The following is a 16,083-nucleotide window of genomic DNA, read 5'->3' as shown; positions in this document are numbered from 1 at the left end:
ACGGCGTCACGCCACCCCGCGCCCGAAGGAGCGGCGGTAGGCGGTCGGCGAGGTGCGCATCACCCGCCCGAAGTGGTGGCGGAAGGTCGCGGAGCTCTCGAAGCCGACCGCCGCGGCGATCTCCTCCACCGTCCCGTCCGGGGACTCCAGCAGCGGCAGGCTGGCCGCGATGCGCTGGGTGACGACCCAGCGCATCGGACTGGTCCCGTTGCGGGCGGTGAAGTGCCGCAGGTACGAGCGGTCCGACATCCGGGCGGCGCGGGCCAGCACCGGAACGGTCAACGGGGACGACAGGTGGTCCAGCGCCCACTGCATGCTGCGGGCGACCCCGTCGTCCTCCTCCTCGACCGGGCGGACGGCGGCCTCGATGAACTGGGCCTGTCCACCGTCCCGGTGCGGTGCCACCACGAAGCGGCGGGCCACGGTGTTGGCCACCTTGGCGCCGTGGTCCCGGCGGACCAGGTGCAGGCAGAGGTCGATCCCGGCGGCGCTGCCCGCGCTGGTGAGCACGTCCCCGTTGTCGACGTACAGCACGTCCGGGTTGACCCGCACGGCCGGGTGGCGCTGCTGGAGCAGCTCGGCGTACCGCCAGTGGGTGGTCGCCTCCCGGCCGTCCAGCAGCCCGGCGGCCGCCAGCGCGAAGGCGCCCGAGCAGATCGACACGATCCGGGCGCCGCGCTCGTGCGCCGTGCGCAGCGCCGCCACCAGGGCGGGCGAGACGTCGCCGCCGAAGGCGTTCGGCACCCCGGGGACCACCACGGTGTCGGCCGCGGCCAGTTCGTCCAGCCCGTGCCGGGCGGTCAGGGAGAAGCCGCCCACCGCGTCCAGCGCCGTCCCGGGCCGGTCGGCGCACACCTTCAGCCCGTACCAGGGAGTCGCCAGCAGCCCGGCGAGCTCGGGCCGGGCCAGCCCGAACACCTCGACCACGACGCCGAGTTCGAACGGTGCCATGCCCTCGAAGGCGTACACCGCGACGTCGTGGACGGGCTCCGGCCGCCGGCCGATGGCGACGGCCACCGGTCGCGGCCGCGGCGCGGTCGCCGCACCGGCACCGACCGGGCCCTCGACGTTCTGCTCGGCCATGCGAACCCCCTGTTCACGGGTGGCGGAATGCCGGTGAGTGTAGCCGTTCCGGCCAGCTCGGAACTTTTCTCGGAACCCACCTGCAACCTCCACCTCGCTCGCACGTCCATTGGTACGGGGGCGGAGGGAACCGGACCGGGGGCAGCTGGGAGGATCCCACCGATCACGATCTTGATCAGGTGACCTGACGGTCCGGCGGAAGCCGTCACCGTCCCGGGGGAAAGCGGAAACGCGCATGTCCATGGCCATCGGGCCGATCGTCGCGCCGGCAAGGGCGCGCGGCTTCACCGTCCGCGGGATGGTCGCCGCGCTGTTCGGAGCGCAGGAGGCCGGCGAGCCGCTCGCCGGCCCCGTGACCGAGCAGGAGGCGAAGCAGCGCCGCTCCGGCTTCCGGCTGCTGCGCGGCGGCCGCAAGCCAGCCGAGCCCCGGCCCACCCTGACCGACCTCTACCACGCCCACCGGCTCGGCCTGGTGCGCATGGCCGTGCTCCTGGTCGACCACCAGGACCTGGCCGAGGACGTCGTCCAGGAGGCCTTCACCCAGCTCTACCAGCGCTACGGCGAGGAGCTGGACGACCTGGACAACGCGCTCGGATACCTGCGGACGTCGGTGGTCAACGGCGCCCGCTCGATGCTGCGCCGCCGCAAGACCGCCCGCGAGTACGTCCCGCCGCACGAGCCCGACGCCGCTTCGGCGGAGGACCACGCGGTGCTCAACGACGAGCACCGACGGGTTCTGGTGGCGATGCAGGAGTTGACTCCCCGCCAGCGAGAGGTGCTGGTGCTGCGCTACTGGTCCGACATGTCGGAGGCGCAGATAGCCGAGACCCTGGGGCTGTCCCGGGGCGCCGTGAAGTCCACGGCCAGTCGCGCCCTGGACGCCTTGGAAAAGCACCTGGAGAAGGTTCGATGACCGACAAGTTCCCCCGCCGAATCGGCGGCGACGGCGACGAGCCGGCCGAAACCCCGACGGAACGGCTGCTCCGCGAGGCGATGGGCGCACGCGCCGCCCTGGTCACGGCGAACAGCCTGCGCCCGGCCGCGCCCCCGAGGAGCCGGATCCGCCGGCTGCGTCCGGTGTACGCCGTCACCGTCCCGCTCGGCCTTGCCGCCGCGATGGCGCTCAGCGTCCTCACCTTCCACGGCGAGCCGGTCGCCCACGACCAGGTCCCGCCGCCGGCCGCCACCGTGACGACCTCCCCCAGCCCGACCGCCGAGCCGACCGCCACCCCCACCCCGTCGGTCACCCCCACCGACACCGGCAGCGGCACCCCGACGGGCGAGCCCGAGACCGAGGTCCCCCTTGCCGACGGCGCCCCGTCCTCCAGCTCGTCGGCCACCAACACCGCACCCCCGGTGGGCCCGGCGACCTCGTACACCTTCCGCGGCGTCAAGCTGAAGATCCCGGCCGGCTGGCGGCCCGTCAACGACGGCGAGCACCTCTGCCTCCTGAGCCCGGGGGCCCCGAAGGACGCGGGCGCCAGGGACTGCCGGCCCTACGGCGTGGTGCTGTCGGTCTACGACAGCGAGAGCGAGGAGATCTGGCCGTCGATCGGCGACCTCGACGCGGGCGACGGCTGGGGTCACGAGCCCTACTGCCCGATCTGGGACGACCCGCACGTGCCCGCGGGCGAATCGATCACCGGCACCGGTCCGGCGAAGAGCACCCCCACCGTCTCCGGCCGCCCCGCCCTCAAGTCGCAGTGGCAGGTGACCTGCGGCAAGTCCCCCTTCACGGCGCAGATCTGGGCGCTGCCCAAGGACCTGGTCTTCGTCTCGGCGGTCGGCCTCAAGAGCGACTACCAGGCGAGCCTTCAGTCGATCGTCAACAGCCTGGACGTCAGCGGCCACAAGGCGCCGGGGGCGACGCCGTCGGCGGCTCCGTTGGACAAGGACACCGTCGCCGTCACGTACAGCGGGATCCTTCCCACGGGGATGGTGTCCGCCAAGGACCGGCCGGTGACCTTCTCGGTGACGTACCGGAACACCGGCACGGCCAACCTGCCGTCGGTCCAGCCGCTGGTCTTCACCGAACCCTACCCGGGGACGCCGGACGGCCCGATCCCGATGAACGCCGGCAAGATGGAGCGTCAGGACGGCGGCAGCTGGACCCAGGTGAGCATGTCGCCCGGAGGCGGCATGGACTACGCGATGAGCGGCAAGGCGGCAGTTTTCCCCCTGGCGCCGGGCGCGAGCCACACGGTGATGTACCGGCTGACCATCGACCCCGCCGACGGGCCGGGGGCCATGCCGCTGCGGATGCAGGCGACGCTGCCGTACGACGGCAGCGGCCCGCTGACCGTGATCGGCGAGACGGTCATCAAGGAGATTGTCGTGAAGTAGCCGATCGTCGGCCGCCCCGAGGCGCCGTGACCAGGAATCCCCTGGGCACGGCGCCTTTCGGCGTTCCGGGGCGAGGTCGAGGAAAAATCTTCGGATCCGGCTGCAACCCCCCGCGGGGAAGGACGTCTATCAGGGTGAGAGGCGGGGAGAGCGAGCCGGCGGGGCTGTTGCTCGGGCCGGCTCCTCGGGACGCGGGCAAGGCGTCCACTCATCCGAAACCACCAGCACCGTGTCCTTGGGGGGACTGTCACATGAGCGCGTCCGTTATCGCCCGTATTGCGAAGATCGTCCCGCTTGCCGTCATCGCCGCCGTCGGGGCCACCGCCTGCGACCCGTCGGACGCCGCCCGCCAGACCGCCCCTACCGCCGTCCGCCCCGCCGCGAGCGCGCCGACCGCGCCGACCGCGACCCCGGCCGTGCCCACCCAGGCCGCACCGAGCTCCGCCCCCGCCGCCGCCCCGACCGCCTCCGCGCCCGCCGCCGTCGAGACGCCCACCGGGGTGGCCGCCAAGGCCCCGACCGGCACCGCCACCAAGGCGGAGTCCAAGCCGGAGCCCAAGGACGCGCCCAAGGACACGCCCAAGCCCGTCACCACGAACGCGCCCAAGGCCGGTGGCATCGGGATCACCTTCAACGGCCTGAGCAGCGGCCGGCAGGTCCAGGTGGGCGACCAGGTGTCCTTCTCGGTGACCTGGAAGAACAACGACTCCTCGGGCAGCCGCGCGGTGGCGCCGGTGGTGGCGACCCGGGAGTTCGAGGGCGCGCCGTGCACGCAGATGCTCCCGATGGCGCAGGGCAAGCTCGAGCGCAAGGACGCCTCGGGCTGGAAGACCCTGCCGTCGCTGAGCCAGGGCGGCGGGATGGACTACGCGGGCACGGGCGAGGACGCGGCCTTCACCCTCGCCGCGGGCGAGAGCCGGACCGTCGAGTACCGGATGGTCCTCGCCGCGGGCAACCGGCCGGGCCGGCTGGCCGTCGAGGCGGACGCCGTGCTGCCGCACTCCCTCACGATCATGACGAACAGCGTGGTCACCACCTCGGTCGTCGACCGCCAGCGCCCGGTGGTGACCTCGGTGTCCGCCCCCACCGCGCTGGTCGTCGGCGGGGCCCCGACCGAGTTCTCCTTCAAGGTCTCCTCGCCGGACGGGCCGACCCTGCTGCGCCCGACGGTGGACCTGTCCCTCGCCACCGGCGCGGGCCTGACCGGGTCGGACGTCACGATGGAGGCGAAGGTCGGCAACGCGTGGAAGTCCTTCGAGGTGACCGCGGACTGCAACGGGCGCCTCGGGGTGGCGCCGGCCGAGCTGGTCGGCGTGATGAAGGGCAACCCGGTCGAGTACACCTTCCGGGTCGGCCTGAAGCGGACCGGCAACGGCGGTCCGGTGGAGATCCGGGTCGGCGGCGACTGGGACGGCCGCGACGGCGAGACCGTCGCGGTCCGGCCCGACGTCCGGCGCTGACCCCCGGGCACGCCGAAGGGCCCGGCCTCCCACCGCTCGGGAGACCGGGCCCTTCGGCGTGCGGCTTGGACGGCTCAGGCGCCCGGCCGGCTCAGGCCAGCGAGGCCATCCAGGCCTCGACGTCCTCGGAGCGGCGCGGGAGGCCGGCCGAGAGGTTCTCGTTGCCGTCGGCGGTGACCAGGATGTCGTCCTCGATCCGGACGCCGATGCCGCGGTACTCCTCCGGCACGGTCAGGTCGTCCTGCTGGAAGTACAGGCCGGGCTCGACGGTGAGCACCATGCCGGGCACCAGCAGCGCGTCGACGTGCTCCTCGCGGCGCGAGTGGGCGCAGTCGTGGACGTCCAGGCCGAGCATGTGGCCGGTGCCGTGCAGGGTCCAGCGGCGCTGCAGGCCGAGCTCCAGGACCTTCTCGACGTCGTACACCGAGCCGTCCAGCAGGCCCCAGGCGAGCAGGCGCTCGGCGAGTACCCGCTGCGAGGCCTCGTGGAAGTCGCGGAAGCGGGCGCCGGGCTTCACCGCGGCGATGCCGGCCTCCTGGGCGTCGTACACCGCGTCGTAGATCTTCCGCTGCAGGTCGGTGAAGCGGCCGTCGATCGGCAGGCTGCGGGTGACGTCGGCGGTGTAGAGGGTGTGGGTCTCCACGCCCGCGTCCAGCAGCAGCAGCTCGCCGGGGCGCACGTCGCCGTCGTTGCGGACCCAGTGCAGGGTGGTGGCGTGCGGGCCGGCGGCGGCGATGGTGCCGTAGCCGACGTCGTTGCCCTCGACCCGGGCGCGGCGCCAGAAGGTGCCCTCGATCCAGCGCTCCGAAGTGGCGACGGCCTGGCCCAGCTCGCGGACCACGTCGGTGAAGCCCTTGACGGTGGCGTCGCAGGCGGCGCGCAGCTCGCCGATCTCCCACTCGTCCTTGACCAGCCGCAGGCCGCTCAGGAACTCCTTGAGCTCGGCGTCCTTGTCCGCGTCCAGGGCGTCGGCGAGCGCGGCCTCCAGGCCGGCGTCGTAGCCGCGGACGATCCGGGTCGGGACGGCGGAGTCCCCGGCGCGCTCGGCGAGCTCCTCGGCGGCCTTGCGGACGTCGCGGGCGGGCAGGCCGAGCAGCTGCTCCTGCTCGCTCAGGCTGTGCCGACGGCCGACCCACAGCTCGCCGTAGCCGTCCAGCCAGAACTCGCCGTTCTCGCGGTTCGAGCGGGGCAGCAGGTAGAGCACGAAGTCGTGGCCCGCGTCGCCGGTCGGCTCGGCGACCAGCACGGCGTCCTCGGTCTGGTCGCCGGTGAGGTGCACGTACTCGCTGGCGGCGCGGAAGGCGTAGTCGGTGTCGTTGGCGCGCACCCGCAGGTTGCCGGCCGGTACCACCAGGCGCTCGCCGGGGTAGGCGGCGGACAGCTTGGCGCGGCGCTCGGCCGCGTACGGGGCCTGGGCGACGGGGGTGAGGCCGTGCAGCTCGGTGTCGGCCCAGCCGGACTTCATCGAGGCGGCCAGCTCGTCGGAGATACCGCCGTAGAGCCCGTTCTTGCGGCCCTTGAACTCCTGCGGCTCCTCGCCGCCCTCGGCCTCGGGGTTCTCGGCCACCGCGGGGGTGCGGTCCTCGGTCACGTGCAACGCCTCCTTGGGGGGTGGTACCGCCGCCCCGCGGGGGGAGTGTCGGATCGCGACACGCGCGGGCGGCCGTGCGTCCATGGTACGGACGCACGGTCGCCCGTCCTTTCCGGGCCCGAACGACTACTCGAAGCGGGCCGCGAGCAGCATCAGGTCGTCGGTGCCCGTGGCCGTGGCCGTGGCCGCGGCGTCCGGGGCCGGGCAGACGGCCAGCAGGTGGGCGCAGAGCCGGTCGGGGTCGATCCGCACGTCGCGCGGGGCGTCGGCGGCGGCCCGGCGCAGGTTGGCCTGCCCGGCGTGCAGGGTCGGCCCGCAGCGGCGGGCCAGGCCCTCGGTGTAGAGCAGCAGGGTGTCGCCGCGCTCGGCGGTGAACTCCACCCCGGGCGCCTCCCAGCAGGCCAGCATGCCGAGCGGGGCGGAGAGCGAGGTCTCCACGAACTCGGCGCCGTGCCGGCCGACCAGGACCGGCGGGCAGTGCCCGGCGCCGGCCAGGGTGATCCGGCGCTCCTCGGGCTCGACCCAGGCGTAGACGGCGGTGGCGGTGCGGGTCGGCTCGGTGGTCTTGAGCAGCAGCTCCAGGTCTCCCAGGACAGAGACCGGGTCCTCGCCCTCCAGCACCGCGTACGCCCGCAGCGCGGCCCGGACCCGGCCCATCGCGGCGGCCGCGCCGGGGGCGGAGCCGGGGCCCGCGCCGGGGCCGTCGCCGGAGACGGATCCGACGGTGAGGCCGACGGTACCGTCCGGCAGCGGGATCGCGTCGTACCAGTCGCTGCCGCAGGAGCGGTCCAGCCCGGCGGGGACGAGCCGGGCGGCGAGCCGCAGCCCGGGCGTCCGGGGGAGGCGGTCGGGCAGCAGGCCGCGGCGCAGCGCCTCGGTGGTGTGCCGGATCCGGTCCGCCTCCAGCTGCTTGGCGAGCAGCGGGGCGGCGATCTCGCAGTAGTGGCGGGCGAGTTCGCGCCGGCACCCGGTCGGTTCGGCGGGCTCGTCGTAGAACCAGAGGGCGGCGGCGAGCGGGCCGTCCTCGGCGGTGGCGAGCGGCAGGCCGAAGGCGCCGCCGAGGCCGAGGTGGACGGCGAGTTCGCGCAGCCGGGCGCCGATGGCCGGGTCCTCGGCGAGGTCGGGGGAGTGCAGCTGCCGGGGCCGGTCGTGGTCGCGCAGCAGCCGGCCGAGCAGGCTCTGCTCGGTGGGGACGGTCTCCAGGGCGCCGAGGCTGGCGCGGTCGAGGCCGAGGCCGACCGGCTGGCCGGGGCCGCCGCCGGGCATCCGGGTGACCAGGACGCCGCGGCGGGCGCCGAGCAGGGCGGCGCCGGACGCGAGGACGGCGTCCAGGGTGGCGGCGAGGCCGCGGGCCCGGGCGAGCCGTTCGGTGTGCTCGTGCAGGCTGGTGATGTCGGACAGGCGTCCGGCCAAACGGTCCTGCACCGCGTTGGACGGCGCCGGGTGGTCGTCCGCGGTGCCGTCCGGGGCGTCGGCGGGGCCGGGGAGCCCCGGCGGGTCGAGGACGGTGAGCCCGCCTGCGCAGCCGGGTTCGCCCGGCTCGGCGGTCGTCGCCGACGGGAGGGCCGTCGGCGGGTGGGACTCGGTCATGCCGCCACTCCTGACGCGGTGCTACGTGCCATGCGAAACCCCCAGATGCGCGGCCAATGTGGAGCGAGCACGGCCAAAGGCCCGTTTCGCCTCGATTCGCTACTACTCGTCATTGATCGACAGCAATGCCACCACTTCTACACAGGCCATTCGGGGCATGTCCAGATCCAGGACGACGCGATGGCCGGTTCCACAGCCATCGCGACCCGGTCGGAGGGCGTGCGTGGTTCGTGCGCGCGCCGGTCGGGCCGGCAGGCATGGAGGGAGCCGCGAAGGGGCAGAACCGAGGGGACGGACCGGGCGGCCGTCCGGATCGTATGCCCGTGCCGCCCGGGATCCGGGTCGGCCGGAAGTCTCTCACTCGTACGGTGGAACCAAGCGCGCCCGGGCGGCGTCCATCCGGTCGCATACGGGATTCTCGTTCCAAGGGCTGTTCCAGTGCGCGGCCCTTCTCATGTCGTGCTCCACACCGTGCTCCACGTCGTAGCCGCGCCGTCCGCCATGCCGCCCGCCCCGCCCCGCTCCGCCCGGGGCCGTGCCGCGGCGGGCCCGCGCGGAGGATCCCGGCGGATGCCGACGGGGCGGAGCGAACCGAGCGGTCAGGGAAAGGAACGAGCGCCATGCGTGAGAACCCGAAGGACCGGTCGGAGGAGCGTGCCGCCCGGCTGTCCGCAGCCCTGTCGGCCGCCGTCGACCACCGCTGGCCCGTGGTGCCGGGCACCGTGCTGCGCGGCGGGCGCTGCTCCTGCGGCGACCCGGACTGCAGGGTCCCCGGCGTGCACCCGCACGATCCCTCGCTGCTGGCCGCCACCACGGACGCCCGGATGGTGCGCTGGTGGTGGGAGCGGCAGCACCCGGACGCGACGGTGCTGGCCGCGACCGGCTCCACCGTCTCGGCGGTCAGCCTGCCGGCGGCGGCCGGCGCGCGGGCGCTGGTCTACCTGGGCGCGCTGCGGTTGCCGCTCGGCCCGGTGCTGGCGATGCCGGGCCGCTACGCGCTGTTGGTGGCCCCGTACTCGCTGGACGTGCTCGGCGAGATGCTCGCCCAACTCCCTTGGGTGCCGGGATCGTTGCGCTACCACGGGCCGGGCGGCTTCCTGCCGCTGCCGCCCGGCGGGGCGGCGGGGCGGGTGCGCTGGGTGCTGGCGCCGCGACCGGGCGCGGGCGGCGGGGTCTGGCTGCCGCAGGTCGGGCCGCTGCTGGGCGAGTTGGTGGAGGCGACGGTCCGGCTGGACAGTGGCCGGTCGGCGTACTGATCCGCGGTGATCCACGCGGTCCGATCCGCCGTGATCCGCGGCCTGATTCGCCGCGATCCGGGCGGCCGGCCGGAAAAAGAAAAGATCCGGCCGCTGGCGACGGGGGATGCACCAGCGGCCGGACTCTTTAGACAGTAACAAGGATCTGCGCCCGCGCCAATTTCCAAGACGCCCTCCACGCCCGGAAATTGCGCGTTCACCGCGACAATGTGACGCGTATCACGCGGATCCTGCGCGCTTTAGTTCAAGGTGACCTGACGGTTCACCAGGTTCGCGCGGGCGCGCCGCTCCTCGGCGGTCAGCGGGGTCTCGTCGGCGAGCACCGCGGCGAGTCGCTCGCCGAACTCGGCGGCCGGCTTCTCGCAGTCGGCGGCGGTCATCGACAGCGGCAGGTCCCACACCGGGACGGTCAGGCCGTGCGCGCGGAACGAGCCGACCAGGCGGGTGTCCGCGCCGAGCGAGGCCTCGCCGGCGGCGTTCAGCCGGGCCAGCGCGTCCAGCAGCTTCTCCTCGGGCACGGTCATCACCCAGCGCAGGTGGTTCTTGTCCGGGGTGCCGCACCAGTAGGCGGCGTCGACGCTGCCCAGCTTCTCGGTCGGGATGGCCGAGGCGTTGGCGCGCTCCAGGGAGGCGGCGACCTCGCCGGTGGCGGTCTCGGCGTCCTCCAGCCAGAACTCGAAGCCGGTGTGCACGGTGGGCGTGAACGCGGCGGTGGCGTCCAGCAGGTCCTGCAGGCGGCGTCCGCCCGGGACGGTCCGGCGGGCCGGCACCGGGGTGCCCGGCTCGGTGGCCAGGGCCAGCTCGAGGGCGTCCGCGAGGTCGCGGCTGAGGTCACCGGAGGCGGACTGGGTCTGCAGGCCGAGCAGGATCGAGCCGTCCTGGCGGCGCAGGGCCGGCCAGGCCAGCGGCAGCACGGTGGCCAGCGTCACCGACGGGACCTCGCCCTCGGCGCCCTCGGCCACCCCGGCGGCCAGCGTCAGCGGCACCGTGGCGGCGGGCACCAGCTCGCGCAGCGCCACCCAGTCGGCCTCGCCCGGCAGGCCCTCGAACGGGCGGTGCACCAGCTCCTGCACCGCGTGCGAGGCCTCCCGGCCGTGGCAGGCCTTGTAGCGGCGGCCCGAGCCGCAGGGGCAGTCCTCGCGGGCCCCGACCACGGGGATCTCGCCCGTGACGGCGGGGGTGGACTGACGCTGCGGCGCCTTCTTGGCGGCCTTCTTGCCCATGGTGCGGCTCTCCCGGGAACGGTGGTCCTGTGTCCCGGGAAGCCTACTGACGTTCTCGCGGCACCCGCGCTACCCCGGCGCACGCGGACGCGCCGGGGCGGGCGGACGCGCCGGGACGGGCGCCGTGCCGGGGCAGGCTAGGCGCTCCGGGCGTCGCCCCCGGTGCGCCGGGCGTGCCGGGCGCGGGCGGGCAGCGCCGCCCAGACCGTCACCTCGCCGGGCGCGTCGCGCACGCCCCAGTCGCTGGCGAGCTGGTCGACGATGCTCAGGCCGCGGCCGCCGCGCGAGGTCAGCGAGGGACTGGCGGGCAGCGGCCGAGTGGTCGCGCCGCCGTCGGTGACCTCCAGGGTCAGCACGCCGTCGGTGTGCATCTGCCAGCGGACCAGCACACCGCCGCCCGGCTCCTGCACGCCCTCGCCCGGCTCCCGGCCGTCCCGCGCGGGATGCGCCCCGGACGGGACGCCGACCAGCACCTGCCCGAGCATCTCGGCCCGGGCGCTGCGGCCGAGTGCCGGCAGCGGGCCGAGCGGACGGGCGTACCGACACGCATTGCTCAACAGTTCGGAAAGGATCAGTACGGCATCATCGATGACCGGTTCCGGTATCTGCCGGTCGCCCAGATCTCGACGCAGTCGGCGCCGCGCGACCCCGACACTTGATGGGCCGTGCGGCACTGCCATGGTCGATGAAGTCGGCACTTCACGCGCCACCATCAACGCCACCCCCGGACCTCCTTCAGCGTATGCCGAGGGAGAGATGCCCCTTGGTAATGCGCCGGAAACGAGCACCGGACGATCGCTCGCGCCCATTTCGGGCAGTGCGACGGACCGTCGACCCGAGGTCATTCCGCGCTCACCCTCTGTCGCACGGAATTCCGGCGATATCGCGTGAGGAAGGTTTGACTGCCGACCAGAGTGATCAGTGCGCGCCGCTCCGGCCGTCGGTGCGTCGGCGGATCACCGCCCGAGCTGCGCCAGAACCTCGGCGGGCCGGTTGGTGATGATCGCGGACACTCCGAGTTCCAGGCAGAGTTCGACGTCGGCCGGTTCGTCCACGGTCCACACGTGTACCTCGTGCCCCAGCTCGCGCAGCCGGGTCACCAGCTGCGGGCGGGCCCGCACCAGGTCGATGCCGGGACCGGCGATCCGCGCACCGCCCGGCAGCGGCGCGCCCTCGCGGAGCTTGCCGAGCAGCGGCAGCGTCCGCTCGAACAGGAACACCCGCCGGTACTCCGGTGCGGTCGCTGCCACCCGGTTCAGCGCGATCGAGGAGAAGCTCATGATCCGGGCGGACGGGCGGTCGCCCTCCCGGGCCGCGCCGATCTTGTACCGCTCCAGCGTCCGCAGCAGCTCGGCCTCCACCAGGCCGCGGAAGCGCACCGGGTGCTTGGTCTCGATCGCCAGGTCCACCGGGCGGCCGCAGTCCACCACCAGCTCCAGCAGGCGGTCCAGTCGCAGCACGCCGCGCAGCTCGGGGTCGGTGCTGGGGCGGCCGGTCTTCCAGGCGCCGAAGTCGTACGCCTCCAGCTCGCCGAGCGTCATCGCCGAGACGGTGCCCCGGCCGTTGGAGACCCGACCGATCCGCCGGTCGTGCACGCAGACCAGGTGGCCGTCGGCCGTCACGCGGACGTCGCACTCCAGCGCGTCCGCGCCCTCGTCGAGCGCGCGCCGGTAGGCCGCGAGGGTGTGTTCGGGCAGGGCGTGGGAGGAACCGCGGTGGGCGATCACCTGGACGGGCGGCGCGGTGCGCGCCGCCGCCGAGGACAGGTCTGGGCTGGTCACGGGGCCAACGATAGGCGGCGCAGGTGACGCGGAGGCGACGACGGCCCCAACCTGTGGGGCCGTCTCCGGCAGCGGCCCACCGCGGACGGGCCCGGGGCGCGTCCGCGGTGGCCGGTCTCAGCGGGCGGTGCGGCGGGTGAGCGGGGTGAGCGCCCAGGTGGCCAGGGCCGGCACCAGGAAGGCGAACAGCGAGGCGGAGGTCCACTCCTGCGGGGTGAAGTGCAGGGCCTCCTGGGCGGAGGTCCAGAAGTCCGTCCACCAGCCGGCCACCTTGGTCGGCGCGATGAACTGGTACACGGCGAAGCCCAGCCCCCACGGCAGCAGCATCGTCCAGCGGGACGGCGCGTCCGCCGAGAGGTCCCAGCCGCGGCGCCCGGCGCCGAGGAAGAAGTCCACCGCCAGCACCGCCAGCAGCGGCACGAACACCGAGCCGATCAGGCCGAGGAAGTTGTAGTAGGTGTCGGTGAACTGGTCGATCTGCAGCGCCAGCACGGTGGTCAGCGCGCCGATCCCGCCGCTCAGCACCCGGCGGTCCACCTTCGGCAGCAGGTTCTGCACCGACATCGCGGTCGAGTACACGTTGGCGAAGGACTGGTCCGTCTCGCGCAGCACCAGCACCAGCAGGAACAGCCAGCCGGCCCAGACGCCGAGGAAGGAGTCGAAGATCCGGTTCGGGTCGCCGTCGGACTGCAGCAGCGCCATCAGCCCGAGCACGTAGCACCAGACCTGGGCGATCGTGTAGCCGGAGAAGCTGCCCCAGAACGCCGAGCGCGGGGTGCGCGAGTGCCGGGTGTAGTCGGCGGCCAGCGGGACGAAGGAGACCGACACCGCGATCATCGCGTCGGTCGCGCCCAGGAAGCCGTGCCAGTTGCCGGCGCCCGGGTCCGGCACGCCCTGGCGGCCCAGCTGGACGGTGAAGTACACCATCGCGACGGCGACCGCCCCGGCCACGAAGCGGCGCAGCACCGCGATCGAGCCCAGCGGCCAGATGGTCAGCGCGGTGGTCAGCGCGCCCGCGAGCAGCACGAACAGCCAGCGGTAGCCGGTGGTGTGGGCGACGGTCTGGGCGCTCGCCGAGATCGTCAGCAGCTCGAACACGCCCCAGCCGATGCACTGCACGATGTTCAGCACCGTCGGCAGGTACGACAGCCGGGTGCCGAACAGCCCGCGCAGGCTGGCCATCGCGGGGGCGCCGGTCCGGGCGCCGATCAGCGCGGCGACACCGAGCATCGCGGTGCCGACCGCCGTACCGACCGCGATCGCGGTCACCGCGGCCGCCAGCGACAGCTCGCTGCCGGGGGCGCCGAGCACGGTCGCGGCGGTGGAGAAGCCGATCAGGCTGACGCCCAGGTTCATCCAGAGCGCGAAGTGGTCCCGGAAGCGCAGCGTGCGCGGCGGCTCGGTGTCCAGGACCAGCGGGGCCTCGACGTGCGCGGGGCGCTCCAGGACAGCAGTGGCCGCGGGCGACCCGGGGAGATCCTTGGACTCGGGCGCACCCGGAGAAGAGGATGGCGAAGCAGACGGCATGGCCGATACTCCCTACGCCGGCATTACCCGGACAGGTTCCGGCGGTCAGCGCCCCCTCGACCGTTCCGCCTCGCTCGCGTGGCGTACGGTCGACATGCGCACTCTCAGCCTGGTGGGTCCAAGCTCCCGCGTGTCAGTTTGGAGCGACAGGGTAACCGGCACCGGGGCGAACTCCAAGGCCAGGGCGTGCGCGGTCCGCATCGCGGGATGCCCGGCGGGGGAGGGAGCCCTCGGCCGTCGGCGCCGGCTAAGGATTCTTATGAGTTCTTCAGAGGGGTCCTTACGGCAATCGAATCGACAGTGCGAAAAACTATGGTCCTTGGTTCTGCCAGCTATGGAGGTCGTCCGTGAGCACCGAGCGCGAGGTTGGGCCCGCCGGGCCGCAGGGGGAGCAGCCCGCCGGCCAGGGGGCGGCCGAGTCCGCTTCCGAAGGCCCCGCTCAGGGCGGGCACAAGCCGACCATGGCGTTCCGTCGGGTCCCGGAGCCGGAGGCGGCGCCCGCGGTGGACGGCGCGGTGGACGGCACCCCGGCCGACGCGGCTCCGGCGGACGGCGGGCACAAGCCGACCGTCGCCTTCACCAAGGTCCCCGCCGCGCCGGAGGCCCCGGCCGCGCCGGAGGCGCCTGCGGCTCCCGCTGCCCCCGTCGCTCCCGTCGTTCCCGTCGCCGAGGAGCCCGTGGTCGACCCGGCCACCGGCTACGTCGACGCGCCGCCGCCGGTCCTGCCGCCCGCCCAGGCCGCCGCGCCCGCGGCCCCGGCGCTGCCGCCGACCGGCAACCCGTACGCCACCCCGACCCACGGCGTGCCCGCCGCCGGCGCGCACGACGCGTACGGCACCGCCACGCCCGCCCCCGGTACCCAGATCACCCCCGGTGCCCCCGCCGCGCACGCCCACCACCCGTTCGGTGCCGGCCAGCCGCTCGGCGGCTGGGGCCCGACCCACGACGCCACCTCCGGCGGCGCGGGCTTCCCCGGTGGTCCCGGCGGCCCGCTCGGCTACCCGGCCGAGTACCCCGGCGGCCCGCACGGCGGCGGCCCGCGCAAGAAGCGCGGCGCACTGGTCGCCCTGATCGCGGCCGTCGCGTTGGTCGCCGGTGTCGCGGGCGGCGCGCTCGGCGTGGCCGTGGCCGACCGCAACGGCAGCAGCACCTCCGCGGACGACCACCGCAGCACCACCGTCCAGGCCAGCGACACCCAGAAGAACGAGCCCGCCCCGGGGTCGATCGCCGCCATCGCGCAGAAGGCGCTGCCCAGCGTCGTGACCATCAAGGCGCAGGGCAACGGCGAGTCGGGCACCGGCACCGGGTTCGTCTTCGACACCGAGGGCCACATCCTCACCAACAACCACGTGGTCGCGCCGACCCTCAACGGCGGCAAACTGACCGTCAAGTTCGCCGACGGCACCTCGTACAACGCCTCGGTGCTGGGCCACGCCGAGGGCTACGACGTCGCCGTGGTCAAGATCGACAACCCGCCGAAGAGCAAGCTGACCCCGCTGCCGCTGGCCGACTCCGACAAGGTCAACGTCGGCGACGCCACCGTCGCGATCGGCGCGCCGTACGGTCTGGAGTCCACCGTCACCAGCGGCATCATCAGCGCCAAGGACCGCCCGGTCGCCTCCGGCGACGAGACCGGCTCGCAGGCCTCGTACATGAACGCCCTGCAGACCGACGCCTCGATCAACCCCGGCAACTCCGGCGGTCCGCTGCTCGACTCCGGCGGCGCGGTGGTCGGCATCAACTCGGCGATCCAGTCCAACGCCGCCGCCAACGGCCGGGCCGGCAGCATCGGCCTCGGCTTCGCCATCCCGATCAACCAGGCCAAGTGGGTCGCGGACACCCTGATCAAGACCGGCAAGCCGGTCTACGCCAAGCTCGACGTGCTGCGCAACGACGACTACAAGGGCGACGGCGCGCAGATCCAGACCCGCGACATCCAGGGCCAGCCGGCCGTCACCCCCGGCGGCGCCGCCGACAAGGCCGGCCTCAAGCCGGGCGACGTCATCACCAAGCTCGGCGGCGTGCCGATCGACAACGGCCCCGCCCTGGTCAGCCGGATCTGGACGCACAAGCCCGGCGAGACCGTCGACGTCGAGTACACCCGCAACGGCCAGCAGTTCACCACCAAGGTCACCCTCGGCCAGCGCGAGGGCGACCAGTGACCCCCGCCCGCTGACCGGCGACGCCGCGAAACCGTGTGCACCGAACCCCGCCGGACCCGTTAGGCTG

12 protein-coding genes and 1 riboswitch are annotated in these 16,083 nt (G+C 74.0%); of the genes, 5 read left to right on the top strand and 7 right to left on the bottom strand.

The window, feature by feature from the left end:
* Positions 1-6: 6 nt before the first annotated feature.
* Positions 7-951: a helix-turn-helix domain-containing protein gene (locus ACZ3TI_RS11040; protein ID WP_465726046.1), complete on the bottom strand. Its 945-nt coding sequence runs from the start codon at positions 949-951 to the stop codon at positions 7-9.
* 367 nt (positions 952-1,318) lie between these two features.
* Between ACZ3TI_RS11040 and ACZ3TI_RS11035 the strand changes: the two genes are divergently transcribed.
* The 3 genes from ACZ3TI_RS11035 to ACZ3TI_RS11025 all read left to right on the top strand — a co-directional run bounded on the left by ACZ3TI_RS11035 (position 1,319) and on the right by ACZ3TI_RS11025 (position 4,886).
* Complete coding sequence (locus ACZ3TI_RS11035) at positions 1,319-1,996, top strand: RNA polymerase sigma factor (RefSeq protein WP_465725719.1); 678 nt, start codon at positions 1,319-1,321, stop codon at positions 1,994-1,996.
* On the top strand, positions 1,993-3,426 hold the full coding sequence (locus tag ACZ3TI_RS11030) for a hypothetical protein (RefSeq protein WP_465725717.1): 1,434 nt from the start codon (positions 1,993-1,995) through the stop codon (positions 3,424-3,426). Before ACZ3TI_RS11035 ends, ACZ3TI_RS11030 begins: the two co-directional genes overlap by 4 nt.
* Positions 3,427-3,677: 251 nt before the next feature.
* Positions 3,678-4,886, top strand: a complete 1,209-nt coding sequence (locus ACZ3TI_RS11025; protein ID WP_465725715.1) for a hypothetical protein — start codon at positions 3,678-3,680, stop codon at positions 4,884-4,886.
* 91 nt (positions 4,887-4,977) lie between these two features.
* Here ACZ3TI_RS11025 and ACZ3TI_RS11020 read toward each other — a convergent pair whose 3' ends face one another.
* Both ACZ3TI_RS11020 and ACZ3TI_RS11015 read right to left on the bottom strand, forming a co-directional pair.
* Entirely contained in the window at positions 4,978-6,477 is a 1,500-nt protein-coding gene (locus tag ACZ3TI_RS11020) for an aminopeptidase P family protein (protein ID WP_465725713.1), read from the bottom strand.
* A gap of 126 nt (positions 6,478-6,603) precedes the next feature.
* A complete protein-coding gene (locus ACZ3TI_RS11015) occupies positions 6,604-8,067 on the bottom strand; it encodes a PP2C family protein-serine/threonine phosphatase (RefSeq protein WP_465725711.1) in 1,464 nt (487 codons plus the stop codon).
* A 620-nt stretch (positions 8,068-8,687) separates the two neighbouring features.
* Between ACZ3TI_RS11015 and ACZ3TI_RS11010 the strand changes: the two genes are divergently transcribed.
* Positions 8,688-9,323, top strand: coding sequence for a bifunctional DNA primase/polymerase (locus ACZ3TI_RS11010; RefSeq protein ID WP_465725709.1), 636 nt, complete (start codon positions 8,688-8,690; stop codon positions 9,321-9,323).
* Positions 9,324-9,562: 239 nt separating this feature from the next.
* Here the strand turns inward: ACZ3TI_RS11010 and ACZ3TI_RS11005 are convergent, their stop codons facing one another.
* The 4 genes from ACZ3TI_RS11005 to ACZ3TI_RS10990 all read right to left on the bottom strand — a co-directional run bounded on the left by ACZ3TI_RS11005 (position 9,563) and on the right by ACZ3TI_RS10990 (position 13,854).
* Positions 9,563-10,546 carry a DUF5926 family protein gene (locus tag ACZ3TI_RS11005; RefSeq protein WP_465725707.1) on the bottom strand — a complete coding sequence of 328 codons (984 nt, stop codon included), beginning with the start codon at positions 10,544-10,546 and terminating at the stop codon, positions 9,563-9,565.
* A gap of 137 nt (positions 10,547-10,683) precedes the next feature.
* On the bottom strand, positions 10,684-11,259 hold the full coding sequence (locus ACZ3TI_RS11000; RefSeq protein ID WP_465726044.1) for an ATP-binding protein: 576 nt from the start codon (positions 11,257-11,259) through the stop codon (positions 10,684-10,686).
* A gap of 243 nt (positions 11,260-11,502) precedes the next feature.
* Positions 11,503-12,327 carry a glycerophosphodiester phosphodiesterase family protein gene (locus ACZ3TI_RS10995; RefSeq protein WP_465725705.1) on the bottom strand — a complete coding sequence of 275 codons (825 nt, stop codon included), beginning with the start codon at positions 12,325-12,327 and terminating at the stop codon, positions 11,503-11,505.
* Positions 12,328-12,444: 117 nt separating this feature from the next.
* The gene (locus ACZ3TI_RS10990; protein ID WP_465725703.1) at positions 12,445-13,854 is read right to left on the bottom strand and encodes a purine-cytosine permease family protein; all 1,410 of its coding nucleotides are present in this window, start codon (positions 13,852-13,854) and stop codon (positions 12,445-12,447) included.
* A riboswitch (TPP riboswitch) is annotated at positions 13,847-13,994 on the bottom strand. It overlaps the preceding gene by 8 nt.
* 207 nt (positions 13,995-14,201) lie before the next feature.
* Between ACZ3TI_RS10990 and ACZ3TI_RS10985 the strand changes: the two genes are divergently transcribed.
* A complete protein-coding gene (locus tag ACZ3TI_RS10985) occupies positions 14,202-16,016 on the top strand; it encodes a S1C family serine protease (RefSeq protein ID WP_465725701.1) in 1,815 nt (604 codons plus the stop codon).
* Positions 16,017-16,083 lie beyond the last annotated feature (67 nt).

It is taken from the genome of Kitasatospora sp. NPDC023120, assembly GCF_055560835.1.
The sequence above is the reverse complement of the archived record's forward strand: the minus strand, read 5'-3'. Positions and strand labels throughout refer to the sequence as shown.